This is a genomic window from Streptomyces sp. NPDC098101, from assembly GCF_044760185.1.
Lineage (GTDB): Bacteria > Actinomycetota > Actinomycetes > Streptomycetales > Streptomycetaceae > Streptomyces.
The window spans coordinates 28,613-55,505 of sequence record NZ_JBIWAS010000004.1 but is presented as its reverse complement, the minus strand read 5'-3'; the positions used below and the strand labels follow the sequence as shown (position 1 = coordinate 55,505).

Below are 26,893 nucleotides of genomic sequence, written 5' to 3'. Positions count from 1 at the left end.
GGGAAGGGGACGATGGCCAAGGTCTGGAAGCGCGTCGGGGACAACCTGTGGCCGGTGCTCCAGCAGGCCGTGGCCGCCGCCCTGTCCTGGTGGATCGCGGACGACCTCATCGACCACCACGTCCCCCTGTTCGCCCCGATCGCCACGCTCGTCGCCCTCAACACCCCCCTGGGCGGACGCGGCACCAACACGGTGCGGGTCCTGGTCGGCGTCATCAGCGGCGTCGTCGTCGGCCAGCTCGCCTTCACCCTCCTCGGCCACGGCACCGTCACCGTCGGCGTCGCCGTGCTGTGCGCGCTCCTCGCCGCGCTCCTCCTCGACGGCCGGCGCATCACCATGGCCCAGGCCGCCGTCGGCGCCGTCATCTGCGTCGCCGCCGGACAGCAGGCCGGCATCGACCGCGTCCTGGACGCCCTCGTCGGCGGCGCCGTCGCCCTCGTCTTCAGCCAGCTCCTCTTCCCCGTGCACCCCCTCACCCTGCTGCGGAAGGCCGAGTCCACCACCCTGTCCGGCCTGGCGGACGCCCTCGCCCTCACGGCGCGCGAGATGGACGCCGAGGACGACGAACGGACCGTGCGCACCTGGGACGAGGTGCGCACGGTCTACACGCTCCTCGACGACCTGGGCCGGGCGCGCGCCGACAGCGTCGCCGTCGCCGGCCGCACCCTCCACCGGCGCGGCGGCAGGGAACCCCTCACCCGCGAGACGGCCACCGCGCTCCAGCTGGACCTGCTCGGCAACAGCTGCTTCACCCTCGTCCGCCGCGCCCTCGCCCTGGACACCCGGCACCGCCAGGAGTTCGCCCCCACCCTGCGGGCCCTGTCGGGCGCCCTGGACGCGCTCGCGGCGGCGCCCGGCAGCCGCGCGGTCCGCCGGCACGCGACCCGCCGCGCCCTCGACGCCGTCCGGGACGCCCCGGACGCCGGACTCACCCCCACCGTCACCGTGTGGGAGACCGTACGGCTGGTCGCCCAGGACATCCTGGTCTTCGCGGGCGTCGACGCGGAGGAGGCCGGACGGGCCGTCCACGAGGGCGTCACCGAGGTCGCCGTCCCGGAACCGCCGCACCGCCGCCGCACCCCGTCACTGCGCCGGCCCCGGCCGTGACCGGGCGCGGGACCGACCGTCCCGCTACCGCGCCGGGTCCGTCCCCTCCGGGATCTCCTGCTCCGCCCAGATCGTCTTGCCGTGCCGCGTGTAGCGACAGCCCCACCGGGTGGTGAGCTGCGCGACCAGGTACAGGCCCCGGCCGCCCTCGTCGGTGAGCAGGGCGCGGCGCATCCGGGGCTGGGTGGCGCTCGGGTCGGAGACCTCGCAGACCAGACGGCCCGCCCGGATCAGACGCACCTCCACCGGACCGCCGGCGTACCGGATCGCGTTGGTGACCAGCTCGCTCAGGACCAGCTCGGTGGTGAAGGCCAGCTCCGCCAGGCCCCAGTCGTCCAGCTGCCGCGCCGCCGCCCCGCGCACCTCGGCCACGGCGGCCGGATCGGCGTCCACCGGCCAGACGACGTGGTCGTACGACGGCACCGCGCGGGTGCGGGCGAGCAGCAGGGTGATGTCGTCGGTGAGGTGATGGGCGGGACGCCCGGCGACGATCTCGCGGCCGAGCCGCCGCAGCGGCGTGTCGAAGACGCCCGGCTCCGCGAGACGGCGGGCCAGGTCGGCCATGCCCTCGTCGACGTCGCGCTCCCGGCTCTCGATCAGGCCGTCGGTGTAGAGGGCGAGGATGCTCCCCGGCTCCACGTCGACCTCGGCGATCTCGAAGGGCAGCCCGCTCACGCCCAGGGGAGGCCCGGGGTTCAGCGGGACGAAGGAGACGGTGCCGTCCGGGGCCGCCACGGCCGGCGGCGGATGCCCGGCGGAGGCCATGGCGAGCCGCCGGGACACCGGGTCGTAGATCGCGTACAGACAGGTCGCGCCGATCGGGTCGGTCCGGGGCCGGGCGGGCCCCGTCGCGTCGTCGGACTCGTCGCTCCCGTCGGTCTCCACGCCCAGCTGGGAGACCAGGTCGTCCAAGTGCACCAGCAGCTCGTCCGGCTCCAGGTCCAGGTCGGCGAGGGTGCGCACCGCGGTCCGCAGCCGCCCCATCATCGCCGTGGCCGAGAGCCCGTGGCCGACGACGTCACCGGCGACCAGGGCCACCCGCGCGGACGAGAGCGGGATGACGTCGAACCAGTCGCCGCCCACGCCGGTGCCGGTGTCGGCGGGCAGATAGACCCCGGCGGTGGTCACGGCGACGTTCTCGGCCTCCGAGGGCGGCAGCAGACTGCGCTGGAGCCCCACCGACGCGCGGTGCTCACGGGTGTAGCGGCGGGCGTTGTCCAGGGCGAGCGCGGCGTGGCCGGCGATCTCGTGCAGCAGGTGCAGGTCGGCCGCCTCGTACGGCGGTTTCCCGGCGTCGCGGTGGACGGTCATGCGCCCGAGGACGCTGCCCCGGGCGCGCAGCGCGACGGTCATCGAGGTCAGCGGGTCGGCCGGCTGCGCGGGGGCGTCGGGCCTGGCCAGGACGACGTGGTCGAGGGGGGCCTCCGCCGTCCTGTGCCCGGCCACGGCGGTCCGGCGCAGCGGCATACTGCCGTCCGGGGCGGGGGTGGGCTCCTCGCCGGTGAACACCTCCTCCGCGATCTCCACCACGGCGAGGTCGCCCACCGCGGGCACCAGCGCCGCCGCCAGGTCCTCGGCGGTGCCGACGACCGAAAGGGAGCCCCCGACGGCCGCGGTCACGCGGTGCAGCACGGACAGCCGCTCACTGGTGCGGCGCAGCTCGGTGACGTCCGTGAACAGGGCGGTCACCCCGAACACCTGCCCTTCGGGCGCCTGCAGCCGGAACGCCGAGATGGCCATGACCGCCCCGCCCCCGGGCTCCTGGAGGGTGCGGACCGTCTGCTCCGCCCGCACGAGCGGCAGCCCCGTCCGCAGCACCTCGTGCAGCTGCCGCTCGATGGCCGCCGCGTCCTCCGCGTACAGGAAGTCCATGAGCCGCCGGCCCCGCAGGTCCGGCGCGAGCCCGGTGTACGGGAGGAGGTGGGTGTTGGTCCTGACCAGGCGCAGGTCCAGGTCGAAGACGGCGAGGCCGAGCCGGTCCTGGAGGAACAGCTCCGTGGTGAACGCCTGGTCCTGCCGCCAGCGGGCCGCCGTCCCCTCGGGGGCCGCGAGGACGAAGTACCGGGCCGCCCCGGCGCACGCGCCGGCGTCCGTGAGCGGCAGGACCTGGAAGTCGACGCTCAGCTCCTCACCGCCGCCCGTGAGCACCTCGGCCACGCCGGACCAGGCCGCCGGGCTCCCGCCGGGCGGCGGGGAACTCCGGGTGCCCGGGTCCTTGAGCAGGTCCCCGATGTGCCGCCCGCAGGCCCGGTCGGCGGACAGGGAGAGCAGCTCCTCCGCCGCGCGGGTCCATCCGATGATCCGGCCCCCGGCGTCGAGCAGCGCGCCCGCGGCCTCACCGGCGAAGGGCAGCCCCCGGTACTCCGGTGCGAAGGGCGGGATCTCGTCGTCCACCTCGTGCTCTGCCTCCCTCACACGGCACGGCACCCGCCGCGCGGGCTCACCCCGAGCGTTTCCGCCATGCCGCAACGGGCCCCCTGCTGCGCGGGGCCGGACCTCCATCATCCCTCCGCGCGCCCCGCCCGCCAGTCGACCGGACCCGTCCGGCGGACACTTCCTAGAGGCGCTTCGCGCTGCGCAGGGTCTTGGCGTAGTAGCCGTTGCCGTCGAGCCGGGAGACGCCGCCGACGTCGCCGATGGTGGGTCCGTTGACCTCCTCGCGACTGGAGACGAAGATCAGGTGCCCCTCGGTGTCGTGGCCGAGGACCATGCCGACGTGGTCGAGGCGCTGCCCGGTCCGCCCGTCCAGCTTGAAGAAGACGAGGTCGCCCGGTTGGAGCTGGTCGATGGCGGTGGGGCGGTTCTGCGCCGCGACACCGGTCAGCGGCAGGACGTTCACGCCCTGGCGGGAGCGCGCCATGCCGTTGGCCGTGCGCGGCAGGCCGTCACCCGACCTGTCCGAGGACATCAGGGGGTAGCGCGCGCGGTAGCCCAGCACCATCCGCAGGTAGCCGGAGCAGTCCAGGGACCGGGCCCGCGCGGTGTCCGGCACCCCGACGGTGCCGTCCCGGAAGGGGTACGGGGTGCCGAGGTAGTCGTAGAAGTCCGACTGTTCGAGGCGCAGGTCGGCGTTCGGGCCGCCGGAGGGGTTCAGCGGCCCGAAGTCGGCGTCGCCCGCGAAGGCGAGGCCCTTCGCGTCCTTCCGCTGCGGCGCCCCCGCCACGTACTGGAAGGCGAACGCGAAGACGTCGTCCTCCTCGCTCCCGGCGTACTCGGCGTACCAGTCCTTGAACCACTTCTCCTTCTCGGCGCCCTTGGCCCAGGGCTCGGGCATGAGCCGCACCCAGTCCGTCGTGGAGACCTTGGACGCCGTGGAGGCCGGCTCGGCGAAGGTCCGGGCCGGGCCGGTGAGCTTCGCGGTGCGCGCCCCGTCGGTCAGGACCGCCATGACCTGGCCGTCGGCGCCGCGCAGCACGCTGCGCGCGGGGTTCTCGAGCCGGGACCACCGCTCCCCGGTCTTCTCGCGGACCGCGCCGGCCTGCTTCCCGGCCCCGTTGAGCACACCGACGTTGCGCACCTCGGTGACGCCCCCCTCCTCCCGCTCGCGCAGCTCCAGGGTGAGGTAGCCCGAGGCCGCGACGAGTCCGAGGACCGCGAGGCCCGAGAGGAGCGGGCGTGACTTCTTCTTCCCTGCCATGGGTGGTGTTCCTCGTTTCTGGGGGTGCCGGGGACGGTCAGGCGACGGGCATGACGCCGAGCAGCAGACCGGCGGCGACGACGATGTAGGCCATGAGCGAGACGGAGGCCGTCGCGAGGAGGGTGGGGCCCTTGGGCTGGCGGACCAGCTGGTAGGCGATGAGACCGGGCACGATGAAGCCGAGGGTCTGGTTGCCGTACATCAGCGGGAACTCCAGCGACAGCACGATCATCACCGTGGCCTGCAGCAGCACCCCGAGGAGGACCACCGCGGCGAACAGCCGCTTGCCGTACAGGATCACCAGCCGCTGCATGACCTTGGTGCCCGCGTACGTGAGGGCGGTGACGCCGACGACCATGGCCGCCCGCTGGAGGTCCTCGATGAGGGTGAGGGCGAGCCACCCCGGAGTGATCATCCCGCCGGGGGAGAGGTTGGTGGTGAGGTAGCACAGCAGGGAGAAGAGCAGGCCGATGGCGATGCCCAGGGCGGCCATCTCGGGGGTCAGGGCGGCGGTGGTCAACGGGGGCTCCGGGCGTGTACGGGGGGTGAGGCGGGACGGCGGTCAGGAACGCGGCGGCGGCTCGTCCTCGCGGGCCGGCTGGTGGTGGAACCAGCCGAAGGACTGCTCGCCGCCGTCCCCGTGCGGGGCCCGGACCGGCCCCGGCTCGGGACGGACGCCCGCCGGCGGGGGGACGGGCCGGAGATCGGGATGCGGCCCGGCGGACCCGTGGCCGTGGTGCGGCTCTGCCTGGTGGGGCTCCGCGTGATGGGGCTCGGGCGCGATCCGTACCAGGGGGATCTCCTGGGTCTGGGTGACCTGGTACCGCTCCTCGTAGGCCTGGGGGTACGAGGCGTACGGATCGAGGTGCATCGGCTGCGGGGCGACGGCGGCGGGGGTGTCCGGGCCGGTCGGGGCGCCGCTCTCGTCCGCCGGAAGCTCGGCGAGGTATTCGAGCAGCTCCTCGCCCTGGCCGTGGATGTTGCCGATGGCGACGAGCGAGGAGCCGTCGGGCATCCGGTCGAGCATGGCCGGCATGAACTCCTCGGCCGCCCGCCGCTCGCCGCCGAGGTCGACCGCCCGGTCCCGCCACTCGGCGGGAATGGCGTCGATGGCGCTCTTCGAGGGGTGCCCGATGACGAAGACGTTGTCCGGCCGCAGGTCGGGGATGATCTCGCCCATCTGCCCGTTGCGCTCGACGCGGTCGGGCCGGCAGTTGATCACGACGTTCAGCGGGCGGCTGACCGCCCCGAGGTCGAGCAGCTGGTTGACGTTCATCAGGGTCGACTCGGGGTCGTTCGCCGCGAAGACGTTGGCGAAGGCGAGCCGCTTGTCCCCGGGGGCCACGTAGCGCTCCACGGAGAGGACGCCGGGGTCCGGCGGGGCGTCGTACATGCCCTGGAGGGCGACCTCCCGCTCGACGCCGAGCAGCTCGGCCACGGCCAGGGCGATGGCCACGTTCTCCTTGAAGGTGAACCAGCTGAAGCCGCGCAGTTCGGCGTCGCTGACCGTCTCGGGGTCGGCGTAGACCAGCGTGCAGTCCCGGGCGTCTGCCTCCTCCTGGAGGATGTGGAACCGCTCCTTCTCCGCGGTCACGCAGATCCCGCCCTCCGGCATCGAGCGGCACAGGGAGCGGGCCACGTCGTCCAGGGTCGGGCCCATCTCGGCGAGGTGGTCCTCGCGGACGTTGCACAGGACGCCGATGGTGGAGCGGATCAGCTTGCTCTGGTTGACCTCCTGCAGGGCCGGCATGACGGCCATGCACTCGATGACGAGCGCGTGGGGCCGGTACGAGGCGGCCCGGCGCACGATGCCGATCTGCTCCACCACGTTGGCGATGCCGAACTTGCGGTAGACCGGCTCCTCGGTGGCGTCGGGATGGATGAAGCGCGCCGCCGTGCCCGTCGTCTTGGCGACGGTGACGAGGCCGCCGCCGCGCAGCGCCCCCGCGCACAGCCGGGTGATGGAGGACTTGCCCCGGATGCCGTTGACCAGCACCCGGGCGGGGATCACGTGCAGGGCGGCGTAGTGCCTGCGCTGTTCCACGATCCCCGCGACCAGCAGGGACACCCCGCTGATCAGCAGGACGAAGTAGAGGTAGAGCACGGTCTTGTCACCTTCCGTCCGGCTGGGGCTCCGCGGACCGGCGCGCCTGATGGTGTCGATGGGCCTGCGCCTGCTGGCGCAGGAGTTCGAGGCTGCGGACGACGGCTCCCACCTCGTCCTGGTAGCGGGGGTACAGCACGGTCTTGAGATCGCCGTCCGCGAGGTTCTCGGCACTGGTGGCCAGCGCCCGCAGGGGGCGTACGACCACCAGGTGGATCCAGCCGAGGCAGAGGATGATCGCGGCCAGGCCGAGCATTCCGGCGAGGACGCTGCGGTCCTCGCGCTCGTACGCGGAGATCTGGAAGCGTCCGGCGTCCTGCCAGCTGACGACGGTCCAGCCGATGTCGGCCGTGACGCCGCCGCCGGAGAACGGGGCCGCCGCGGCGACGGTGACGCCCTTGCCCTCCCGGATCAGCAGACCGTTCTCGACGGGACCCGCCCCGACCCTCATGCCGCCGGCCCGCACGAGATCGGTCAGGATCTCGCGGGGCAGCTCCTCGAAGGCCAGGAAGCCGCCGCTGGAGGCGAGGGTCAGGGCCTGGGAGTCCACCACCCGGACCTCCCCGAGGCCCGGCCGGGCCAGCAGGGAGTTGAGGAACTCGACCCGGATCTCGCCGACCAGGGTGCTGCCCTTCCGCTCCTTCACCGGCGCGCCGGCCTGGATGACCGGCACCTTGCCGCCCTTCCCGGAGACCCGCACCAGCGGCAGGTCCTCGCCGCGGCTCCAGTCGTGGGGCTCGGCGCCCGCGCGGGCACCGACGCGCCCGTCGGCGTCGACGACGTACAGGGCGCGGTAACGGCTGTGCTTGGCCAGGGCCTCGTCGAGCAGACGGCCGGCGGAACCCTCGTCGGCGGCGCCGATCAGGTGCGAGGTGGAGACGAGGTCCGCCTGCGCCTCGTTGAGCGCCCTGCGCAGCCGGTCGGCGATCAGGTCGGTGCGGTCCCGCTGGTCGTCGACCATGGTGGCGGGGACGCTGACCGAGCCGTCCGTGCGGTTGAGGAGCAGGCCGACGGGCACGCACCACAGCAGCAGCAGGGCGCCCGTCAGGACGAGCGGGCCGCGCCCGCCGATCCTGATCCGCTTGCGCGGGGCGTCGCCGGGGCCCGTGTCGTCGCCGTCGCCGTCGCCGAGCCGCCCGCGCAGCCGTTCGAGCGCGGCTCCGATGCGGGCGGCCTCGCCCCTGCGGGGCACCGTGACGGGCCGGGTCAGGTCGCCGCGGGCGAGCCGCCGCGACTCCAGGAACAGGCGCAGCAAGGGTCGCTGCACGGTCGCCCAGAGGACGGTCACGGCGAGCAGCCCGAGCAGGACGAGGACGCCGGCCGCCGCCAGGCCGTACAGCTCGCGGCCCTGGTCGGAGGCCTGCTGCTCGACCACGGGCAGCAGGGACACGACCGTCAGGCCGAGGCCGGCGGCCACGCTCTTCCGGTCCTCCGGGTCGGCGGAGGCGAGCGAGGCGTACCCGGCGGTGGACACGCGGCCGTTGTACGAGCCGCCGACGAGGGAGCCGCTGACACCGGGGTAGCCGCGCGAGCCGGGCTCCTTCGCGCGTACGGGATGCTCCTCGGTCCGCTCCGCCGAGACGTCGGCCAGCCGGCTCATCTCCTTGTGGAGGAAGGCCAGCTCCTTGCGCTCCTGCTCGGAGTCGAGGGCCTCGGCCTGGTCGAAGCCGGCCGTGGCCAGGACCTCGCCGTCCTCGGCCACCACCGCCATGCTGCGGAACGGGCCGAGGTTGATGGCGGGCACGGAGAGGCTGCTCGACGCGACCAGGAGCTGCTGCGGGCGGTCCCGCCAGTCCAGGACCGCCATGGTCATCAGACGGACGTCACCGGTCTCCAGCCGCACCATGCGGGGCGTCAGTGCCTGCCCGCCGGTGAGGACGCCCTTGTCCAGCCAGCCGAGAGGAATCGTTTCTCCTCGGGCGGCGACCACGTCCCCGCTCTCCAGGTCGAGGACGGTGGTGCCGGTCCACTTCTGGTACGCCCGGCTCAGGTCCGACAGGACGCGCTCGGGCTTCACGGGGCGCCCCCCGCTCAGCGCGGCGGCGGTGCGCTCCAGGTCCGCGACCCGCTCGTCGATCGAGGCGCGCAGGGCGATGGCGCCGTCCTCCGCGAAGTACTGCTGCGAGGAGAGCACCGCCTTGGGCGCGGCCGTCTCCTCGCCGGGGCCGAGCACCTTGGCGGTCAGGCCGGCCAGGGCGAGGACCAGTACGCACAGGACCGCGATCGGCGGACGGATGCCGCCGAGGAGCGGCATGTCCGCGCGCCGACGGTTCCGTCGGCGCCCCCCTCGCACGGAGTACGCGGCATTACTCGTTGTCACTGCTGCTCTTTCCTGGTTCCTGCGGACGCCCTGCCGGAAGGGGGCCGCTCCTCACGCGGGCCCGGCGCGCGGCTGCGCGAAACGGGTCGGTGTGCCGGCTCAGTCCTTCAGGGAGAGCTCGGCCAGGCCGTCGCCCCCCGGGGCTCCCCGGTTGAAGAGGAATCCGCGCGTGCGCTCCGCGGCGAGGCGGTAGCGGGCGAGCCGCTCCGGCGTCAGGTCGCCCGGCTCGTCGAGCGCCTGCCGGACGTCGACGAGCCGGTGGTCCTCGACGGCGCCCTCGGGGAGCTTCTCCTCCGGTTCCGTCTCGCGCGGGATGTCCACCAGCGTGGTGCGGTACCGGGCGGAGACGTTCCAGCCGGAGGCGGTCTCCCGGAACTCGAACCAGCCGATCGCCCCCTCCTCGGTGAGCCCCGAGGGGGAGGAGTGGCGGGCCATCTGGTTGCCCAGGCCGAAGGCGACCCAGGTCCCGTTGAGCTTCTGGATCGGCTGCACCACGTGCGCGTGGTGGCCGATCACGAGGTCGATCCCGGTCTCCTCGGTGATCCGCTCGGCCAGCCGCACCTGGGACGTGCTCGGCTCGTTGCGGCGCTCCGGGCCCCAGTGGACCGAGAGGATCACCACCTCGGCGCCCTGCTGCCGGGCCTTGGCCTCGGCCTTCTTGATCGCGTCCAGGTCGAGCCGGTTGAAGGCCCAGCGCTGCTTCTCGGGCGTGGGGTTGCGGAAGGACTCCCACGAGTACGACAGGTGCGCCACCTTCACGCCCCGGACGTCGCGGACGGTGATCTTCTCCGCCTCTTCGGGGGTGCGGGCCGAGCCGGAGTGGCCGAGTCCCACCCGGTCCATGGCGTCCAGGGTGCGGCGGACGCCCTTCAGGCCGTGGTCGTAGGTGTGGTTCGAGGCGGTCGAGCAGGTGTCGTAGCCCACGTCCTTCAGGGCCGTGAGGATCTGCGGCGGCACCAGGAACTCCGGGTACCCCTCGAAGGGGCCCCGGGGGTCGCCCACGGGGCTCTCCATGTGGCAGACGGCCAGGTCGGCCTTGCCGATCACCGGCTTCACGCCGGCCATCAGCGGACCGAGGTCCAGCCCCGCCTCGCCCTTGCCGGTCCGCTGCGCGTCCTCGGCCGCCTGCTCGACGAGCTCGGGGTGGATGAGAACATCTCCCGCGGCGGCGACGGTGAACGACCGCCCGCCCGGCTTGTCCTGTGACTCCGAAGGGGCCGACGCACAGCCGGTGGTGAACACGGCGAGGGCCGCCGTCACCACCAGGGCACGACCGAAGGGGAGAGAATCACAGAATGTCACCGGCAGATCTTCACACGAGTCCCAAGATCAGCTTTCCATGGGGCATCACGAGATCATCACTTTCTCTTCACGTTCTCGCTCTGGTCGGCATACTGTCGGCCCTCCTCGGGTGCCAGGCCGTGCCACGGGACGACGGCGCGCGGCCCGAGCGCCCGCCGACCCGCGAGCTCGTGGACGTCGAGGACCGGATCACCGCGTACGCGGGCCTGGCCAGGAACCGCGACCCCTACGCGCCCCTCGGCGCCGACCAGCGGAAACACCTCGCCCGCGGCGTCGGGGAACTCCTCGACGGCCACCCCGAACGGGCCGGGGGGCACCTCGCCCGCATCGGCTTCCGCGTGACCACGCTCACGGACGCCGCGTCGGGCCGTCGCTACCACGAGGTCGCGGCCCCGGGGACGGGGGTCGAAACCCGATGGGGACGGCTGTACGTCAGCGCCGACGCGACGGTCCGCTGGAACGTACAGGTGCCGCACCCGGTGTCCGACCGCGGCACCGAGTCCCTCGGGGCCCGCCTCCTGGAGAGCGCCCCGGGCGGCGCGCTGGTCGTAGCCGGCGCCCACCGCACCTCCGGCCCCGGGGACGCGGCGGACGTCGCGCACCGCACCGACAGCGCGTTCCACGTCATCATCACCGAACTGCAGAAGCGCGGCGTTCCCGGCGTCCAGCTCCACGGCTTCGCGAAGGCCTCCGACCGCCCCTACGACGCCATCCTCTCCACCGGCGCCGCGCGGACGGCCCCGGCGGAGGCCGTGAGGCTGGCCGCCCTCATGGAGGACCGCCGCTTCCGGGTCTGCGAGGGCTGGTCCGACCGGTGCCCCCTGGAGGGGACCACGAACGTCCAGGGACGGACGGCGCGGCACCACGACGCGACCTTCCTCCACGTCGAGCTCGCCCCGGCCCTGAGGGACGACGGTGCCAGGGGCGCCCGGGCGCGGGAGGCCCTCTCCGCACTCCTCGAAGGCTGGTCCCGGGCCGACCGGTGATCGCGGTCCCGTCCTCCCCGCGTCCGGTCCGGGCGCGGGATCCGTACGGCGCGAGGGCTGTCGCAGTCGTGCTACCCGGCGGTAATGTGCGGCTCGGTCCGCGACTTGGGGGAGTGGTATGGGCACCGTCACGACGTTCGATCCCGTCACCGAGCACGAGAGGGCCCGCGCCGCACTGGCCGCCGCGATCCCGCGCCTGGTCGGGCTGCTCCGCGCCGTGCCCGACCCGGACGCGGGATCGGGCGTCCCCGTCTGGTCGGTCGGCGACGTCGGCACGCACCTGGCGGCCGTCTACCTCGCGTACACCTCTCTCGTCTCGCCCGAGGCGACGACGGAGTGGGAGGACGTCCTGCGGTCCGCCGAGGGGACGCCCACCGGGGAGACGCCCGCCGGGGGGACGTTCGTCGAGCGGATCACGGCCATGAACGCCCGCTCCATCACCCTGTTCGGCCGGGAGGAGCGCGCCGGGACGGCCGACTTCGTCGCGGAGCGCGGCGAGACGTTCCTGCGCGTCACCGAGGGCCTCGCCCCCGACACCCCCGTCTCCGCGCCCTGGTACGGGGAAGTGCCGTTCACCCTGGCCACGGTGACCGGCCTGATGCTCAGCGAGACCCTCGTGCACGGCCTGGACATCGCGCGCGGCGCCGGCCTCCCCTGGCCGATCGGCCGGGACGAGGCCCGGCTCGTCCTGGGCCAGTCGATGCCGACGATGATGGCGGCGGCGGTGGACCCGGTGAAGGCGCGGGGCGTGCGCGTCGCCTTCGACCTCGCGATCGAGGGGGGCCCGCGCCTCGCGGTCGTCGTCGACGACGGGACGGCGACGGTGACCCGCGACGCCCCGCCGCGCGCCTACGACTGCCGGATCGTCGCGGATCCGGTCACCTTCCTCCTGGTCTCCTTCCGGCGCACGCCGATCTGGAAGGCGGTCGCGAGCGGGCGGATGCGGGCCGGCGGCCGCAGGCCCTGGCTGGCCCCGCGGCTCGGCCGGCTCGTCGCCGGCCCCTGACCCCGCCCGGCCGTCAGGCCGCCGCCCGCAGCCGGTCCAGCTCGCCGCCGATCGCCTCCCGCAGCACGTCGTGCCGGGGGCCGAGCCGGAACCGCTCCTCGCTCCACCGGCCGGGCGGGTACAGCCACACCGGCTTGCCCGTCAGACCGGCCGGCTCCCACGCGAACCGCGGCCACACGCGCGCGTGCAGGAACGGATCGGTGTTCCCCAGGATCTCCAGGTTGACCCGGCGGAAAGCCGGGTCCAGCCGCAGACAGGCCCGCTCGACGGCCTCACCGAGCTGATCCATCTCGGTGAGGAACGCCAGCCGCTTCGCCCTCGGCAGTTCGGACAGCCGCCGAACACCCGGATCGTCCACGAGGAGCACCGAGTAGCCCGGCAGGAACTGCACGTCGCCGATCACCGCGAACGACGCGTCGAGCCGCCGCAGCACCGTCGGGTTCTCGCCCCGCAGCGCGGTCCCGATCCGGTCCGCCCGCCAGTCGTCCGCCATGCCGGGGAGCCTAGGGCCTGTCCGGCGGATCAGGGTCGGACAGGCCCTAGCGCTCGGTGGCCAGGACCTGTTCGGACCCCTTCCGCCGGGCCGGGCGCCGCTGCCACCACCGGCGCCGGACGCGCGGGTGCACCGCGCGGCCCAGACGGCGTCCGACGAGCAGGTAGCCGAGCAGCGCGCCGGTGGTGTTGAGCAGGACGTCGTCGATGTCGAAGGCGCGTCCCGTGATGAGGGCGCCCTGCACCAGCTCGACGAGCAGCATCGTCACGATCGTGAGCAGGGCCACCCGCACCAGCCCGCGCGTCTTCCGCGAGAACAGCGGAAGGAGCACCCCGAACGGCACGCCGAGCAGCACGTTGCCGCCCAGCTGCTTCACCGTCTCCAGGAACGCCGGCTGCCCCAGGTACGCGCGGATGGAACTGCCCGGCGTCAGATTGCTGTGCGTGAGGGGCACGGACGCCGGCGACGCGTTCAGGGTGAGCTTGGCCAGGACGATCGCGAACGCCACCATCCCCACGAGGGCGACCAGCGCCACCAGCGCCCGGACCGCCCGGCCGGGCCCCCGCGGCTCCTCCGCCTCGGCCTCTGCCTCGCGGAGCGGCTCGCGCGGCTCCTCCGCCTCACGGGGCGGCTCCGGAGGCGGCGCGGGCGCGGCGGGCACGGGACCGCCCGCCTTGGTCGCCACGGCGCCGTCCGCGCTCCGGTCACGTCTCCACATCCTCATGTTCCGCCCCCATCGTCGGCCTCTCCGAGGGAGTGCGGCTACCCGGGAAGCGCCGCCGCAACCCACGCGCGCCGAGGCCGGCACGGCAACGGCCACAGCCGCCCCGTACGCCCCAACAGGCCGTGAACCGGGCCGGGTTCCGCATGGGCGGAAGCGCAGCGGGCACGAGACGCGCATGGAACAAGACACGGAGAGCAGACCCTCGCGCGAGCCCCGGCGGTCCGGACGCGCCACCCGCGGGTGGCCCCTCGCCGCCGTGCTCCTCGCCCTCATCCTGGTGCTGGTCCTGCTGGGCCGGTTCTTCCAGCCGCCCGGCCTGGGCGACCTGTTCGGGAGCGAGACCAAGGACCGCACCGGCCCCGCCGTCCTGAAGTCGATCCAGGACATGAACCGCCACGAGGGCGCCGCAGGCGCCTACCAGGTGGTGGTCGACCTGGAGAAGGACGCCCGGTTCCTGCCCGACGCGATCCGCGGAACCCGCACGCTGTACGTCGCCAGCGGCAGCGTCAGCGCCTACGTCGACTTCTCGGGCCTCGGCGAGAACGCCGTCACCGTCGACGAGGAACGCACCACCGCCACCCTCCGGCTGCCGCACGCGCGGCTGGACCGGCCGTTCCTCGACCCCGAGCGCTCCTACACGGTGTCCAAGCAGCGCGGCCTCCTCGACCGGCTCGGCGACCTCTTCTCCGACAACCCGGCGGGCGAGCAGGCCGTCAACGTCCTCGCCGCCCGGCACATCGGCGACGCCGCGAAGGAGAGCGACCTCACCACCCGGGCGGAACGCAACACCACCGCCATGCTCCAGGGCCTCCTGCGCGCCCTCGGCTTCGAGAGGGTCACCGTCACCTACGGCTGAACGGAGCACCCGGACTCCGCCCCGTACCCGCGGAGTTGAAAACTCCTGCTGAGAGGGGTGGTCCCGGGTGCGTCACGGACGCGGAAGCGGGCATACGCGGGAGAGAGTTCCCGTCTCGCACCGCTCACGGCCCCTTCCGGCGGCCGGCGGCGCGGGACCTTCACTGACGTAGGGGAGAGTCGATGCGCACGGTAGGAGTCGAGGAAGAGCTGATGCTCGTCAACGCCAGGACGGGCGAGCCGTTCGCCGTGTCGTCGGCGGTCCTGGCGTCGGCGGCCCTGCGCGGCGACGAGGCGGGGGAGGTCTTCGAGAAGGAACTGCACCAGGAACAGCTGGAGTTCTCCACCCAGCCGCTGACGGACATGGCGGAGATGCGGAAGGAGATCGTACGGTGGCGGGGCGAGGCCCTGCGCTACGCCCGGGAGTCCGACGCGGTCGTCGCCGCCCTCGCCACCTCGCCCGTCCCCGTCGAGCCGTCCCGCCACCTGGGCGCGAGATACCGCTGGATGGCCGAGCAGTTCGCCCTCACCACCAAGGAACAGCTGACGTGCGGCTGCCACGTCCACGTCGCCGTCGACTCCGACGAGGAGGGCGTCGCCGTCCTCGACCGGATCCGGCCCTGGCTCTACCTCCTGAACGCGCTCAGCGCGAACTCCCCCTTCTGGCAGGGGGAGGACAGCGGATACAGCAGCTACCGCAGCCGGGTCTGGAACCGCTGGCCGTCCGCCGGACCGTACGAGCTGTTCGGCAGCCCGGACGTGTACCACCAGCAGGTCGAGGCCATGGTGGAGACCGGCGTCCTGCGCGACCCCGGCATGATCTACTTCGACGCCCGCCTCTCCGCGAACTACCCGACCGTGGAGATCAGGGTCGCCGACGTCTGTCTGGAGGCCGACACCACGGTCCTCGTCGCGACCCTCGCCCGGGGGCTCGTGGAGACCGCCGCCCGCGCCTGGCGCGCGGGCGAGCCCCCCGCCCCCGTCTCCGCCGGACTCCTGCGGCTCGCGTCCTGGCGCGCCGCCCGGTCCGGCCTCCGGGGACCGCTCCTCCACCCCGTCACCCTGCGCGAGACCTCCACCGAGACGGCGTTCGAAGCCCTCCTCGACCACGTCGAGGAGGCCCTCGCGGACACCGGCGACCTCGACGACGCGCGGAAGGGGATCGCCGCGCACCTGGCCCGCGGCGGCGGGGCGGACCGCCAGCGCGCCCTGCGCGACGAGGGCCTCGACCTCCACGAGGTCGTGAAGGCCTGCGCCCGCATCACCACCGCCACCGAGGAGACCGCGTAGGAGGACCCGAACGGACCGGAGCGCCGCCCCCGTGGAAAGGGGGCGGCGCTCCGGTCCGTCCGTGCGATACGGAATCAGGTGCGTGCGGTACGGAATCAGGCGGGCCAGGTGCCCGTCACCCGGCGCACCGCCGTGGCCCCGCCCCGGTCGACGGCGGCCTTCACCAGGGCGAAGATCGCGCCGTGCAGCGCCGCGGCGAGCAGGACCTCGCCCCAGCCCCGGTGCTCGTCGGTGGCGTCGGGAGTGTCGTCGTCGTGCCCCAGGATCTGCCACGTCTTCTTGAACGCGGCTCCCGCGAGCACGCCGGTCCCGGCGCTCACGGCGAGCGAGAGCGGCTTGAACACGAGACGTGACGGTTTCATGGTGGTTTTTCCTTTCCTCCGGTCACTGCCCCGGCTACCCCGGCGGCCGGTCCACATGCGCCCCGCGATCAGCGCCGCTGCCGCAGGGCGAGACGCGCGGCCCGGTACGCGCGGGCGGGGTCCCCGTGCGGTCCGGCGACCGGCTGCCAGGTGCCGTGGAGGTCGGCGTACGGGTACCAGCGCCCGTCCGGGCCGTGGCGCAGCTGCACCCCGGCGGACGGGTCGGTGAGCCGGTCGCGGTGGCGTTCGAGCGGGGCGCCGGGGGAGGGGCGCAGCGGCCGGATCGCGGCCTCCGCCCCGGCGAGCGCGGCCGGGTGGGCGGGCCGCGGGGAGAGGCAGGCGGCGGCGCCGTGCGGGCCGCCGTGGTGGTAGGCGGCGGTGAGGTGCCGCATCCGGAGGGGCGTGAGGCCGAGGTGGGCGGCCGCGGTCTCCAGGTGCTCGCCGCCGGCGCCGACGGTGAAGCGGACGATGTCGGCGACGGTGTCGTGCGCCTCGGGGACGTGGCCCTGGAGGAGCGCGGTGGCGCGCCGGGCGGCGTCCCGGACGAGCGCGCGCAGGACGGCGAGCTCCGGCAGCGGGGCGGGCGGTTCGGCGGTGACCGCGTCGAGGACCGGCACGGCGCCGTGGAGGTCGAGCGGCGGGAGCGGCGGCAGGGCCCCGGTCCGTACGCCCTGGGTGGGAAGGACCGGCGCCCCGGCGGCCTCGGCCGGGGGCGCCGCCGGGGTCGTACGGGCATCGGTCGCGGTGCTGGACGCGGTGTCGCCCTCCGGGGTCTCGACGGGAGGACGCGTACGGACGGGGGGTCCGGCGGAGACGGAGACGGAGGCGACGGTGGTGGCGACGGCGGTGGTGTCGGTGGCGCGCCGACGGGGCGGGATCGTGGTCATCCGGGTGCTCCCAGGCGGACGAGTTCCGCGAGTTCGTGGTCGGTGAGGCGGGCGAACCCGGTGCCGCCGGAGGCCAGGACCGTGTTCTGCAGGGTGCGCTTGTGGGCGAGGAGCTGGTCGATCCGGTCCTCGATCGTGCCCCGGGTGACGAGCCGGTGGACGGTGACGGTCCGCCGCTGGCCGATCCGGTGGGCGCGGTCGGACGCCTGGTCCTCGACCGCCGCGTTCCAGCTGCGGTCGAAGTGGACGACGTGGCTCGCCCGGGTCAGGTTCAGGCCGGTGCCGCCGGCCCTGAGGGAGAGAACGAGCAGGGGCGTACCACCGCGCTGGAAGGCGTCCACGACCTCCTGCCGCCGCCCGGCGTCCAGACCGCCGTGCAGGAACAGCGGACGGTGGCCCAGGTGCGCGAGGTGCTCCTCCAGGAGCCGGCCCATGGCGACGTAACTCGTGAAGACGAGGGCGGCCTCGCCGCGCCGGGCGATCGTCCCGGTGAGTTCGGCGAGCGCCTCCAGCTTGGCCGACCGCCGGCCGAACCGCCGTACCTGCGCCAGGCCGGGATGCGCCTCCCGGAGGTAGTGGGCGGGGTGGTTGGTGATCTGCTTGAGCGCGGTGATCAGCTTCAGGACCAGACCGGAGCGGGTGGCGGCGGAGGACCCGGCGATCTGGTCCATCGTCTCCCGGACGACGGCCTCGTACAGGGCGACCTGCTCGGGGGTGAGCTCGACGATCCTCCGCGTCTCGACCTTGGCCGGCAGCTCCGGCGCGATGCCGGGGTCGCTCTTGGTGCGGCGCAGCACGAACGGCGCGACCAGCCGGGCGAGGGCCTGGGCGGCGGGGCCGCCGGGCTCGCGCTCGGCGGCGGTCGCGTAGCGGGCCCGGAACGCCTTCAGCGTGCCGAACAGGCCCGGGTTGGCCCAGTCGATCAGCGACCACAGCTCGGAGAGGTTGTTCTCCACGGGCGTCCCGGTCAGGGCGAGCCGGGCCGTGGAGGTGAGCGCGCGCAGGGCCCCGGCGGTCGCCGACGCGTGGTTCTTGGTGTGCTGCGCCTCGTCGGCGACGACCAGGTCCCAGGCGGTGGAGGCGAGTTCCGCGTCCCGCCGCAGCACGCCGTAGGTGGTGAGGACGACCGTGCGCCCGCCGACCGGGTCCAGGCTCCGGCCGGCGCCGTGGTAGCGGACCACGTCCAGGTGGGGGGCGAACCGGTCGATCTCCCGCTGCCAGTTGGTGACCAGGGAGGACGGGCACACCACCAGGACCGGACCATCGTGCCCGGTCTCGTGGCGGTGCAGGACGTACGCGATCGCGGTGAGGGTCTTGCCGAGGCCCATGTCGTCGGCGAGGACGGCGCCGAACCCCGCGTCGCCGGTGTGGGCGAGCCAGGCCAGGGCGCGCTCCTGGTAGCCGCGCAGCACGGCCCGCAGCCGGGCCGGAACGGCGACGGGGGAGACGTGCTCGCCCCGGCGCAGCGCGGTGACGACACCGGCGAGGGCCCCCGCCGCCCGGCAGGCGACCTGCCGGCCGTCGACGCCCACGGTGCCGGTGAGCGCGGCGGCGAGCGCGTCGATCCCGGCCAGCCGGCCGATCTCCCGGCGCCGCGCGCGGGCGCGCACGGTGGGGTCGAGCAGCACCCACCGGCCGCGCACCCGGACCAGGGGGCGGGCGGCCTCGGCGAGCGCGTCCATCTCGGCCTCGCTCAGGGTGTCGTCGCCGAGCGCGACCTGCCACCGGAAGTCCAGCAGGGCCCGCAGGTCGAACCGGGGCACCCCGGCGCCACCGGTGTCCGTCGCGGTGCCGACGACCGCGTACGAGGAGAGCCCCCGGCGCAGGCGGTCCGGCCAGCGCAGCCGCATCCCGGCGGCGGCCAACTCCTCCTCCGCCCGCAGGAGCAGGGTGATCCCCGCCGCGTCCACGGTGAACGCCTCGGGCCGCGAGGCCAGCCCCGCGAGGCCGGGGCACAGCCGGTCCATGCGCTCCAGGAGGCGTTCGACCCGCTCCCGCGACCGGTTCCGGTCGACCCCCCGGAGGAAGGCGCGCCCCGACCACAGCGGACCGGCCGCGACCTCGTCCCCCTCCCGTCCGGGCCCGGCGTCGATCAGGAGGCGCCCCGTCAGGCGCCCGTCCAGGGCCTCGCGTTCGGAGGGCTCCCGCATCTCCAGGACGAGGCCGGGCGGCGGACCGTCGTCCAGCCGGTCCTCGACCGCGTCGAGCCAGGGCCGCACCGCCCCGGCCACGGCGTCCGGAACGCGGCCCCCGGCGGGGCCCGTGAACGGGCCGGGGCCGAACATGACCGCCGCGGGCGTCCGCACCAGGCCGTCGGCCACGGCGTGCAGGAAGACCAGGACGGCCTCCCGCGCGGTCGGCGCCTCCTCCCGCGCCGACGGGACGGATCCGCCGCCGGTGACGGCGTGGGCGTGCGGCGACATGTGGTGCGCCAGCTCGTCCACGGCCTGTAAGGCGGCGTCCGGAAGGGGGCCGACCCGCCACCGGCCGACCCCGTCGGGGCCGAGCGCCGGACGGACGAGCCCGGCGGCCACGAGCCGTACACCCAGGCGCGCCGCCTGCTCCCACTCCACGGCCGTCGGATGCCACGCGGCGAACCGGGACCGTCCGAGCAGGAGCGGCACGGCCTCGGCGAGGGGCAGCCGCCAACCGGTCACCTCCACCGGCCCGTCGGCCGCCGGCACGACGAGCCGGCGGACGGTCGCGGCGAGCGGCGCGGGCAGCGGCACCCCGGGCATCGGCGCGCCGTCCGCCCGGTACAGCAGCATCCCGGCCACCGGCTCGCCGCCGGTCGGGGGGACGAGGGAGAGCGCGCACCCGGCCGCGAGCGCCTCACCGGCCACGGCACCGGCCGACAGCCCTTCCCCCGGCGGCTCCGGCACGTCCGGCGGCGCGGGGGTCTCCGTGCGCGGCGCGGGCAGGACGACCGCCGGCCGCGCGGGCCGGGGCCTCGGGATCACGACGGGCACGACGGGAGACGGCGGCGCCGGGGTCGCGGACCGCTCCGGCCGCACGAACTGCTCCGGCCGTACGGGCTGCTCCTGTCCTACGGACTGCTCCGGTCGTACGGACTGCTCCGGCCGTACAGACCGTTCCTGTTGTACGGACCGCTCCTGCCGTACGGGCCGTTCCGGCCGCTTCGCGGTCTCCGCGTCCAGCCGGGCCAGCTCCTCGATCAGGGCCGTGGCCGCCTTCAGGCGCGCGTCGCCCTTCACGCGCGCCGTGCCCGTCGCCCGTACCGTCGTGCCCGTCGCCACGTGCCGGCAGGTATACGCGCAGACGATGCGCCGGGGCGAGGAGGTGACGGTCGGCTCCGGCTTCGTGATCACCTCCAGCTGGGTGTACTTGTTCAGGTACTTCACCGGATCCGCACCCGGCGGAACCGGCTGGATCCGGGGCGGGGCCTTCCGCGGCTTCTCCTCGACCAGGTCCCGGGGTTCGGGCAGCCCGCACAGCAGGGCGAGGAGGGCGACCGCGGCGCCGTGCAGGGACGTGCGCCGGTCGTCGGAGACCCGCTCGGGGCCCGTGCGGACCAGGCCGTCGGCCTCCTCCCAGCTCCACGCCGAGGCGAAGCCGCCGGGGCGCTCCACCGTCGTGTGCCGGAGTCCGGCCCGGCACGCCTCGGCCCGCCACTGGAGCAGGGTCGCCGCCGACGGCGGCATCCGCGCCGTCTGGTCGAGGGCGAGCAGCCGGACCTCCCGCCAGCCGGGGGCCGTCGTGCCGAAGAGCAGCCGCAGGGCGTCGCGGTGCCGCAGGCGCGAGGCGGCCGCCCGCCGCACGAGTTCGGCGTGGAGCTCCTCGCCCGGCTCCGCCGCGCCGTCGAGGCGCGTGCCCAGGAGCGAGTCGAACAGCTCCGCCGTCATCCCCGGGAGCCGCAGCCGCTCCGTCCCGACGCCTGCCAGGGCCCGGAGCACGGCGTCGGCCGCCGCCCGGCGGGCCGACCCCGCCGAAAGACCCGTCCGGACGGGCCCGTTCGCGACCGCGTCGGCCGGGCCGATCCGGAGCTCCGCCCGGTGGAGGGTCCCCCCGTCCGGCAGCGGCTCCGAGGACTCCGCGTACGCGGGCGGCGCCCACGCCTCCAACTGCGCGTGCAGGGCCAGCACCTGCTGCGGCACCTCCGGCCGGTCGCCCAGGGCCGCGACCGCGCGCCTCCGGGCGGGAAGCCACCCCGGGTGGTCGTCCGTCAGGAGGAGCAGGGCCCGCAGGTCCCGCGCGGTCAGCCCGCCCGCGAGCGCCAGCTCCTCCGCCTCGGCCGCGAGGCGCGGATCGAACCCGCCGAACGCGACGACGTCCCGGGCCCGTTCGTGCCACGACGCTCCGGAACCGTCGGGCGGAAGTGAGGAGGGGGATGAGGAGGAGCCGGCACCGGCCGTCCGGGACTGCGTACCCAACAAGAGACTCCCTGCACAGTGCGTGACGCGGCGAACACGTAAAGGATACGAACCGTCACCCCCGGCTCGCTCCGATACGGCACTCGAAAAGCGCCAACCCTCGGTGCGGGTCAAGCCATTGAGCGCGTGTCACAGGTCGGCCAGGACCTCCCGGGCCGTGCGGGTGCCGGAGGCCAGGGCGCCCTGGACCGAGCCCGTCGCCCGGTGGTCCCCGCACACGTACCGGCCGGGGGAGACGCGGCCGGTACGGGAGAGGGGGAGGGGCGGCGGCATGGCCGGGAGGGCGTCGCGCACCACGACGCGGTGCACCGGCTCCCAGGACCGGGCATCCGCGCCGTAGACCTCGGAGAGGGCGGCGAGGACCGCCTCCTCTCGCTCCGGATCCGGGTCCCCGAGGACGGAGGTCGACACCAGCGCCCGGCCGTCCGGGGAGAAGCCGCGGTGCACCTCGGTCAGGACGCAGCTGTTGAGGAAGCGGCGCCGCGCGTCGACCACCAGGGTCGGCTCGGACAGCGGAGAGCGTTCCGCCGCGTGGTACAGGGTCGTGACGACGCGTCCGTCCGGGACGTCCAGGCCGGGGAGCAGCCGGGCGGCGTCGCGCGGACCGGTGGCGACCACGACCGCGCGGGCGGACACCTCGCCGCCCCCGGCCAGGGCCACGCCCCGGTCGGTGAGCGACGCGACCGGTTCCCCGGTGCGCAGCACACCGCCGGGCAGACCGGACGCGAGCTGCGCGGGTACGGCCCCGATGCCGTCGGCCGGCAGGCACAGGGTGCCGCGCAGCATGGTGCGCCAGACCAGGTGGAAGAAGCGGGCGGAGGTCTCCAGCTCGTCCTCCAGGAAGACCCCCGACAGGAACGGCCGGAAGAAGGTCTCCACCAGTTCCGCCGAAATCCCGGCGTCGGCCAGGGCGGTGAGGGTGGTGGCGTCGGGCCGGGTCCGCAGGTACCGGACCGGCGCCAGCACGTCCCTCGCCGACAGCACGCCCAGGGCGGCCAGGTCCCGGGCCGAGGCCAGCCGTCCGGGCAGCAGGTCCCGACCCTCGCGGGGCCGGCGGGTGGGGTCCACGAAGCGGCGGAACCCGTCGTCGGTGTGCACGAGCACGCCCGGCGTGAACGGCCTCAGCCGCAGGGCCCGCAGATCGAGGCGCCTCTTCACCTGCGGATAGGAGGTGTTGAACACCTGGAAGCCGCGGTCGACGGTGAAGCCCGCGACCCGGTCGGTCCGCATCCGGCCGCCCACGGCGTCCGAGGCCTCCAGCAGCCTCACCCGGAGCCCGCCCGCGACCAGATCGGCCGCGCAGGCCAGACCGGCCGCCCCCGCTCCGACGACCACCGCGTCCACGCCCTCGTCCCTCTGCCCCATGAACGTCGTCACTCCTCAACGGACCGCCGGACTCCGGCCCGCCACGTTACGGCGGACCCCGGCCGGGCGCGGGAGGGCGCGCCGCTCTTCCGGGGACCCGGCGCCCTCACCGGATCGCCCGGCGCCGCACGGGGATGGTCCGGCGTTCCCGGGGCACGCGTACTCCCGTGCCCGCGCACGGACGGGGCCCGCGGCCCGGAGCGCACGGCGGCCGGGTCCGGCGCGTACCGGCGGGCGAGCGGCGGAAGACGGCAACGGAACGCAGGGAGCGTCGATGAGGGTCCGTCCATGGTCGGTCCGACCGGATCTCCGGCTCACGGCCCACGCGGTCGCCGGGCGGTACCGGCTGGACGGTCTCCTGGGGAGCGGGGGAGCCTCCGAGGTGTACGAGGCGCTGGACCTGCGGCTGCGGCGACCGGTGGCGGTCAAGATCTACCGGCCGGGCGGCGAGGGCCGCACGGAGGAGCGCTTCGACGACGAGGGCCGCCTGCTGGCCCGGATGCGGCACCCCGGCCTGGTGACCCTGTACGACTCCGGACGCGAGGAGGGGCGGCCCTACCTGGTGATGCAGCTCGTCAGGGGAACGACCCTGCGTCGCCGCATCGCCGCGACCCCCCTCACGCCCCGCGAGACCGCCCGGACCGGTGCCGCGCTCGCCTCCGCGCTCGCCCACGTGCACGCGGCCGGCGTCGTGCACCGCGACGTGAAGCCGTCGAACGTCCTCCTGGACGGGGAGGGTTCCCCGTACCTGACCGACTTCGGCATATCCCGGCCGTTCGACCCCGCGACCCGCGTCGAGACCGGCCCCGTGGTGGGGACCGCGGCCTACATGGCGCCGGAGCAGGCCCTGGGCAGGGGAGCCGGTCCCGCGGCGGACGTCTACAGCCTCGGCCTGGTGCTCCTGGAGTCCCTGAAGGGCGAACTGGAGTACGCCGGCGCCCCCTTGGAGTCCGCGCTCGCGCGGCTGCGCCGGCCTCCCGTGATCCCGCCGGGCCTTCCCCCGGCCCTCGCCGAGCTGGTGGCGGCCATGACGGACCCGAACGAGGCCGGCCGGCCCGACGCCGACGCCTGCTTCCGCGCCCTGACGGCCGTGCCCGACGGGGCGCCTGCGCCCGTGCCTGCGCCCGCGTCCGTGCCCGCATCCGTGCCCGCGCCCGCGTCCGAGTCCGTGCCCGCCTCGCCCGGTGAGCCCCCGCTTGCCGACAGCCGCCGCCCGGATCCGGTGTCCCACCGTTCCGGCCGCGCCCTCACCGCCTGCGCGGCGCTGACCGTGCTCGGAGCGACGCTGACCGGCTCCATCGGCGCCCCGACCGCGAGCGGGGAGGCGCCGATCCGGGCGCCGCACCGGACCGCCATCGCGGCGTCGTCCCTCTCCGGGGCGCCCGGGAACTGACGCCGTCCGTCCCCCGGGTCCGGCCGGTGCGGCGGGGGCCGGACCGGGCTCGCGCGGCGGTCCGTCACGCTGCCTCGGGGAAAGGCGGAAGGACGGGCGGGGGAGGGCGCATCGCCCAGCGGATCCCCCCGGTCGCCAGCCGTCCGCCCGTCCGCGCCGCCGCCCTCGTGGGCCGGGAGAGCGGCGGGAGTCCCAGCTCCCCGAGGGCCCACGGCGGCAGCAGCTCCACCGCGGCCGCCGTGAGCAGGGCGTACGGCACGCGGGCCGGGCGGGGGATCGGCGGGTCCCGGAGCAGGAAACGGGCGGTCTCCCGGGCCTCGGGGGTGCCGCCGAGCTCGTGCCGGTACGACTCCATCCGCCGGGCCAGCCCGGCCAGGCTCCGGGGCGGGTCCTCCGCTCCCAGCTCCTCGGCGATCCGGGCCGCGTCCGCCACGTAGCCGTCGTAGCCCGCGCGGGTGAGCGGCGCGGCTCCGTAGCGCAGGTGCGCCCGCAGGAAGCCGTGGACCTCCGCCACGTGCACCCAGCCCAGGAGGTGCGGATCGGAGGCCCGGTAGGGCCGGCCCGCCGACGTCGTGCCCCGCACCCGCTCGTGGACCGCGCGGACGCGCTCCACCGCGTGCCGCGCGTCGTCGGCCGTGCCGAACGTCGTGACCGCGAGGAACGTGCTGGTCCGCTGCAGCCTGCCCCACGGATCGCCCCGGAACCCCGAATGGGCCGCCACGGCCGCCATGGCCGACGGGTGCAGCGACTGGAGCAGCAGCGCCGTCAGGCCCCCGACGAACATCGACGCGTCGCCGTGCACCGCGCGGATCGGCCGGTCCGGGCCGAACCACCGGGGCCCCGGCGTGCCGTGGACCCGGGCGCGCGTCTTCTCGCCCGAGGGCCCGGCGACGCGTCGGAAGAGTTCCCTCCCGAGCCGTTCCCTCAGGTCGTCCACGAAGGGCGGCGACCATTCCACAGGGCCAGTATGCGCCCGTCGCGGTGGAGGCCCCCGGCGCCGCGGACCGCCGCCCCGCCGCCCGCCGGGGTCAGTCGGCGAGGACGTCGAGGAGCGGCCGCCAGTCGATGTGGGAGCTCTCGCTCCCGGCGGGCACGACGGTGTACGTCGTGTTCAGCCAGCGCAGCGCGGGGCCGCGTCCGAGGCCGATCAGGGCGGCGCGGGAGGGGTCGCCCAGGCGCAGGACGACCTGGTCGTAGGGGGCGGGGCGGATGTGCACCTCGCCGATGCCGACCGGCTCCTCGGTGCCGGCGAGGAGCATGTCGCGGTCCAGGTGCCACACCGTCTCGCCCGCCGGGGTGTGGAGGGTGAGCTCGACGACGTAGGGGGAGCGGGACCGGTAGCGGACGGTGGCGCCGAGCGGGACGCGGCAGGAGTCGGTGAGCAGGAAGGCGGTGGTCTTCCACTTGATCTCGCGGCAGACCGGCGGGACGGGAGAACTGGGACGGGACACGGAGGCTCCAACCTCGGACGCCACCCGGGGCGGTGACGCTTCATCACGCGGTTACCCCGTGAGCCGTGATCACTCCACGAAAGTGTGTGGTGACGGAGGGGAGTGTGTCGAGGACTTGTGAGGAGCGTCAACCGCTCGCGAAGGACGTCCCCCTTCTGGGTGGTCGCTACCGGATCGAGGGGCTGACCGGAGGAGGAGGGGCGGCCGACGCGGGAAGGGGCGGCGCGGGAGGGATGGGCGGCGGCCGTGCGGATGATGGCCGACGGCTTCCGGTTCGGTGCTCCGGAGTGTCGTCAACCGGCCGTCCGGAGGACGTCGTGATGGCCGGACGGACCACTTTTTCCGGCTGGAGGTTGCCTTCCGGGCGGGGCGCATGGACGGCGCATGGGAGCGCGGCACGCTTCCGGGGGGCGTACCGGGGAACCGGAGGGGGCGTCGGGCGGTCAGCCGGAATGGTGCGGGTGATAAAGGGGCAAGCAGTGACGAAGTGGACTTCGCGTGGCTGGATATCCGATCGGGAGCGGCTATTGGCATATGACCCTCGCCCTTACCGAGCTTTCCACTTGATGAATTACTGGAAAGTAACATGAGGGCTCGCATCCTTGGCCGAGGAGGATCCTTTAATGTGACCGGAGTGAGTTCGGTTTTAGGGGGAAGTCTTGGCCGGGGGTGCTCGTCTCCCCTGTCCGGAGCGGAGCGGACCGCCCGCCTCCGGGGTCGTGCCGGGCTCCCCTCGAAGGAGCGGCGTACGCGCCGCGCCGTTCGGGGAAATCCCGTTTCGGTCGCCCGGTGAATCCGGGTGGGCCGCGCGTGAAAAAAGACTGGAACAAGATATCGAGAACGGGTGGGAACGTGAGCAATCCCTTCGATGACGAGTCGGGTCGCTTCGTCGTGCTGGTGAACCGCGAAGCCCAGTACTCCCTCTGGCCCGCGCATCTCGAGGTCCCCGGCGGCTGGGACCGCGAGGGCGTCGAGGGGTCGCGCCAGGAGTGTCTGGAGCGGATCGAGAGCGTCTGGACCGACATGCGTCCCGCCGGCCTGGTGGCGGCGATGGAGGCCGAAGCGCGCTGACGCGCCGCCGGGGTCGCCGGAGGACACCGCGCAGGTCAGGTGGCCCTTCCGGCGGTCCGGGTGTCAACTTCGTTCGCGTAATGAGCAGTTCCGCTCAAAAATAATCCCCTGTCGGTCATGTGTGGTCGACAGGTGTCCGTGGTGCCCCG

Annotated in this window: 21 protein-coding genes; 7 read left to right on the top strand and 14 right to left on the bottom strand. The window is 74.7% G+C overall.

Going from position 1 to position 26,893, the window contains the following annotated elements:
- Positions 1–12 precede the first annotated feature (12 nt).
- Complete coding sequence (locus ACIQVI_RS18860) at positions 13–1,107, top strand: FUSC family protein (protein ID WP_351969837.1); 1,095 nt, start codon at positions 13–15, stop codon at positions 1,105–1,107.
- 24 nt (positions 1,108–1,131) lie between these two features.
- On the opposite strand, the gene ACIQVI_RS18855 is transcribed toward ACIQVI_RS18860, so the two are convergent.
- The 6 genes from ACIQVI_RS18855 to ACIQVI_RS18830 form a co-directional block, all read right to left on the bottom strand.
- Complete coding sequence (locus ACIQVI_RS18855; RefSeq protein ID WP_403597017.1) at positions 1,132–3,522, bottom strand: SpoIIE family protein phosphatase; 2,391 nt, start codon at positions 3,520–3,522, stop codon at positions 1,132–1,134.
- Positions 3,523–3,664: 142 nt separating this feature from the next.
- Entirely contained in the window at positions 3,665–4,744 is a 1,080-nt protein-coding gene (locus tag ACIQVI_RS18850) for an NlpC/P60 family protein (protein ID WP_403597014.1), read from the bottom strand.
- Positions 4,745–4,781: 37 nt separating this feature from the next.
- The gene (locus ACIQVI_RS18845; RefSeq protein WP_125664275.1) at positions 4,782–5,264 is read right to left on the bottom strand and encodes a poly-gamma-glutamate biosynthesis protein PgsC/CapC; all 483 of its coding nucleotides are present in this window, start codon (positions 5,262–5,264) and stop codon (positions 4,782–4,784) included.
- A gap of 42 nt (positions 5,265–5,306) precedes the next feature.
- Positions 5,307–6,848, bottom strand: coding sequence for a poly-gamma-glutamate synthase PgsB (pgsB, locus tag ACIQVI_RS18840; protein WP_351969834.1), 1,542 nt, complete (start codon positions 6,846–6,848; stop codon positions 5,307–5,309).
- A 7-nt stretch (positions 6,849–6,855) separates the two neighbouring features.
- Positions 6,856–9,102 carry a HAMP domain-containing protein gene (locus ACIQVI_RS18835; protein WP_403597009.1) on the bottom strand — a complete coding sequence of 749 codons (2,247 nt, stop codon included), beginning with the start codon at positions 9,100–9,102 and terminating at the stop codon, positions 6,856–6,858.
- A 165-nt stretch (positions 9,103–9,267) separates the two neighbouring features.
- Positions 9,268–10,470, bottom strand: a complete 1,203-nt coding sequence (locus ACIQVI_RS18830) for a CapA family protein (protein WP_351969832.1) — start codon at positions 10,468–10,470, stop codon at positions 9,268–9,270.
- A gap of 119 nt (positions 10,471–10,589) precedes the next feature.
- On the opposite strand from ACIQVI_RS18830, the gene ACIQVI_RS18825 reads away from it, so the two are divergent.
- Positions 10,590–11,456 (top strand): hypothetical protein, encoded by an 867-nt coding sequence (locus tag ACIQVI_RS18825; protein WP_351969831.1) that lies wholly within the window; start codon positions 10,590–10,592, stop codon positions 11,454–11,456.
- 118 nt (positions 11,457–11,574) lie between these two features.
- Complete coding sequence (locus tag ACIQVI_RS18820) at positions 11,575–12,462, top strand: maleylpyruvate isomerase N-terminal domain-containing protein (RefSeq protein WP_403597004.1); 888 nt, start codon at positions 11,575–11,577, stop codon at positions 12,460–12,462.
- A 13-nt stretch (positions 12,463–12,475) separates the two neighbouring features.
- Here the strand turns inward: ACIQVI_RS18820 and ACIQVI_RS18815 are convergent, their stop codons facing one another.
- Complete coding sequence (locus ACIQVI_RS18815; RefSeq protein ID WP_403597001.1) at positions 12,476–12,955, bottom strand: diadenosine tetraphosphate hydrolase; 480 nt, start codon at positions 12,953–12,955, stop codon at positions 12,476–12,478.
- A gap of 46 nt (positions 12,956–13,001) precedes the next feature.
- Entirely contained in the window at positions 13,002–13,679 is a 678-nt protein-coding gene (locus ACIQVI_RS18810) for a VanZ family protein (protein ID WP_403596998.1), read from the bottom strand.
- Positions 13,680–13,854: 175 nt separating this feature from the next.
- Here ACIQVI_RS18810 and ACIQVI_RS18805 point away from each other — a divergent pair, with 175 nt between their 5' ends.
- Both ACIQVI_RS18805 and ACIQVI_RS18800 read left to right on the top strand, forming a co-directional pair.
- On the top strand, positions 13,855–14,535 hold the full coding sequence (locus ACIQVI_RS18805; RefSeq protein WP_351969827.1) for a DUF4230 domain-containing protein: 681 nt from the start codon (positions 13,855–13,857) through the stop codon (positions 14,533–14,535).
- 182 nt (positions 14,536–14,717) lie between these two features.
- Positions 14,718–15,824 carry a glutamate--cysteine ligase gene (locus tag ACIQVI_RS18800; protein ID WP_351969826.1) on the top strand — a complete coding sequence of 369 codons (1,107 nt, stop codon included), beginning with the start codon at positions 14,718–14,720 and terminating at the stop codon, positions 15,822–15,824.
- Positions 15,825–15,919: 95 nt separating this feature from the next.
- Here ACIQVI_RS18800 and ACIQVI_RS18795 read toward each other — a convergent pair whose 3' ends face one another.
- The 4 genes from ACIQVI_RS18795 to ACIQVI_RS18780 form a co-directional block, all read right to left on the bottom strand.
- Positions 15,920–16,186 (bottom strand): DUF4235 domain-containing protein, encoded by a 267-nt coding sequence (locus tag ACIQVI_RS18795; protein ID WP_351974210.1) that lies wholly within the window; start codon positions 16,184–16,186, stop codon positions 15,920–15,922.
- A 68-nt stretch (positions 16,187–16,254) separates the two neighbouring features.
- Entirely contained in the window at positions 16,255–17,073 is an 819-nt protein-coding gene (locus ACIQVI_RS18790) for a hypothetical protein (RefSeq protein ID WP_403596993.1), read from the bottom strand.
- Positions 17,070–21,464: an SNF2-related protein gene (locus tag ACIQVI_RS18785; RefSeq protein WP_403596990.1), complete on the bottom strand. Its 4,395-nt coding sequence runs from the start codon at positions 21,462–21,464 to the stop codon at positions 17,070–17,072. The genes ACIQVI_RS18790 and ACIQVI_RS18785 overlap by 4 nt, the downstream gene beginning before the upstream one ends.
- A gap of 129 nt (positions 21,465–21,593) precedes the next feature.
- The gene (locus ACIQVI_RS18780) at positions 21,594–22,829 is read right to left on the bottom strand and encodes an NAD(P)/FAD-dependent oxidoreductase (protein ID WP_403596987.1); all 1,236 of its coding nucleotides are present in this window, start codon (positions 22,827–22,829) and stop codon (positions 21,594–21,596) included.
- A 274-nt stretch (positions 22,830–23,103) separates the two neighbouring features.
- Between ACIQVI_RS18780 and ACIQVI_RS18775 the strand changes: the two genes are divergently transcribed.
- Entirely contained in the window at positions 23,104–24,222 is a 1,119-nt protein-coding gene (locus ACIQVI_RS18775) for a serine/threonine-protein kinase (protein ID WP_403596984.1), read from the top strand.
- A 64-nt stretch (positions 24,223–24,286) separates the two neighbouring features.
- On the opposite strand, the gene ACIQVI_RS18770 is transcribed toward ACIQVI_RS18775, so the two are convergent.
- Positions 24,287–25,180, bottom strand: a complete 894-nt coding sequence (locus ACIQVI_RS18770) for an oxygenase MpaB family protein (protein ID WP_403596981.1) — start codon at positions 25,178–25,180, stop codon at positions 24,287–24,289.
- Between the two features lie 70 nt (positions 25,181–25,250).
- The gene (locus tag ACIQVI_RS18765) at positions 25,251–25,673 is read right to left on the bottom strand and encodes an SsgA family sporulation/cell division regulator (protein WP_351971823.1); all 423 of its coding nucleotides are present in this window, start codon (positions 25,671–25,673) and stop codon (positions 25,251–25,253) included.
- Between the two features lie 852 nt (positions 25,674–26,525).
- Between ACIQVI_RS18765 and ACIQVI_RS18760 the strand changes: the two genes are divergently transcribed.
- Positions 26,526–26,744, top strand: a complete 219-nt coding sequence (locus ACIQVI_RS18760; protein WP_403596977.1) for an MbtH family protein — start codon at positions 26,526–26,528, stop codon at positions 26,742–26,744.
- Positions 26,745–26,893: the final 149 nt, after the last annotated feature.

What these genes read in the sequence shown, in the direction of transcription:
- ACIQVI_RS18860 (WP_351969837.1), top strand. Translation starts at nt 13, where the DNA reads ATGGCCAAGGTCTGGAAGCGCGTCGGGGACAACCTGTGGCCGGTGCTC.
- ACIQVI_RS18850 (WP_403597014.1), bottom strand. Translation starts at nt 4,744, where the DNA reads ATGGCAGGGAAGAAGAAGTCACGCCCGCTCCTCTCGGGCCTCGCGGTC.
- ACIQVI_RS18835 (WP_403597009.1), bottom strand. Translation starts at nt 9,102, where the DNA reads ATGCCGCTCCTCGGCGGCATCCGTCCGCCGATCGCGGTCCTGTGCGTA.
- ACIQVI_RS18820 (WP_403597004.1), top strand. Translation starts at nt 11,575, where the DNA reads ATGGGCACCGTCACGACGTTCGATCCCGTCACCGAGCACGAGAGGGCC.
- ACIQVI_RS18815 (WP_403597001.1), bottom strand. Translation starts at nt 12,955, where the DNA reads ATGGCGGACGACTGGCGGGCGGACCGGATCGGGACCGCGCTGCGGGGC.
- ACIQVI_RS18810 (WP_403596998.1), bottom strand. Translation starts at nt 13,679, where the DNA reads ATGAGGATGTGGAGACGTGACCGGAGCGCGGACGGCGCCGTGGCGACC.
- ACIQVI_RS18805 (WP_351969827.1), top strand. Translation starts at nt 13,855, where the DNA reads ATGGAACAAGACACGGAGAGCAGACCCTCGCGCGAGCCCCGGCGGTCC.
- ACIQVI_RS18800 (WP_351969826.1), top strand. Translation starts at nt 14,718, where the DNA reads ATGCGCACGGTAGGAGTCGAGGAAGAGCTGATGCTCGTCAACGCCAGG.
- ACIQVI_RS18795 (WP_351974210.1), bottom strand. Translation starts at nt 16,186, where the DNA reads ATGAAACCGTCACGTCTCGTGTTCAAGCCGCTCTCGCTCGCCGTGAGC.
- ACIQVI_RS18790 (WP_403596993.1), bottom strand. Translation starts at nt 17,073, where the DNA reads ATGACCACGATCCCGCCCCGTCGGCGCGCCACCGACACCACCGCCGTC.
- ACIQVI_RS18780 (WP_403596987.1), bottom strand. Translation starts at nt 22,829, where the DNA reads ATGGGGCAGAGGGACGAGGGCGTGGACGCGGTGGTCGTCGGAGCGGGG.
- ACIQVI_RS18775 (WP_403596984.1), top strand. Translation starts at nt 23,104, where the DNA reads ATGAGGGTCCGTCCATGGTCGGTCCGACCGGATCTCCGGCTCACGGCC.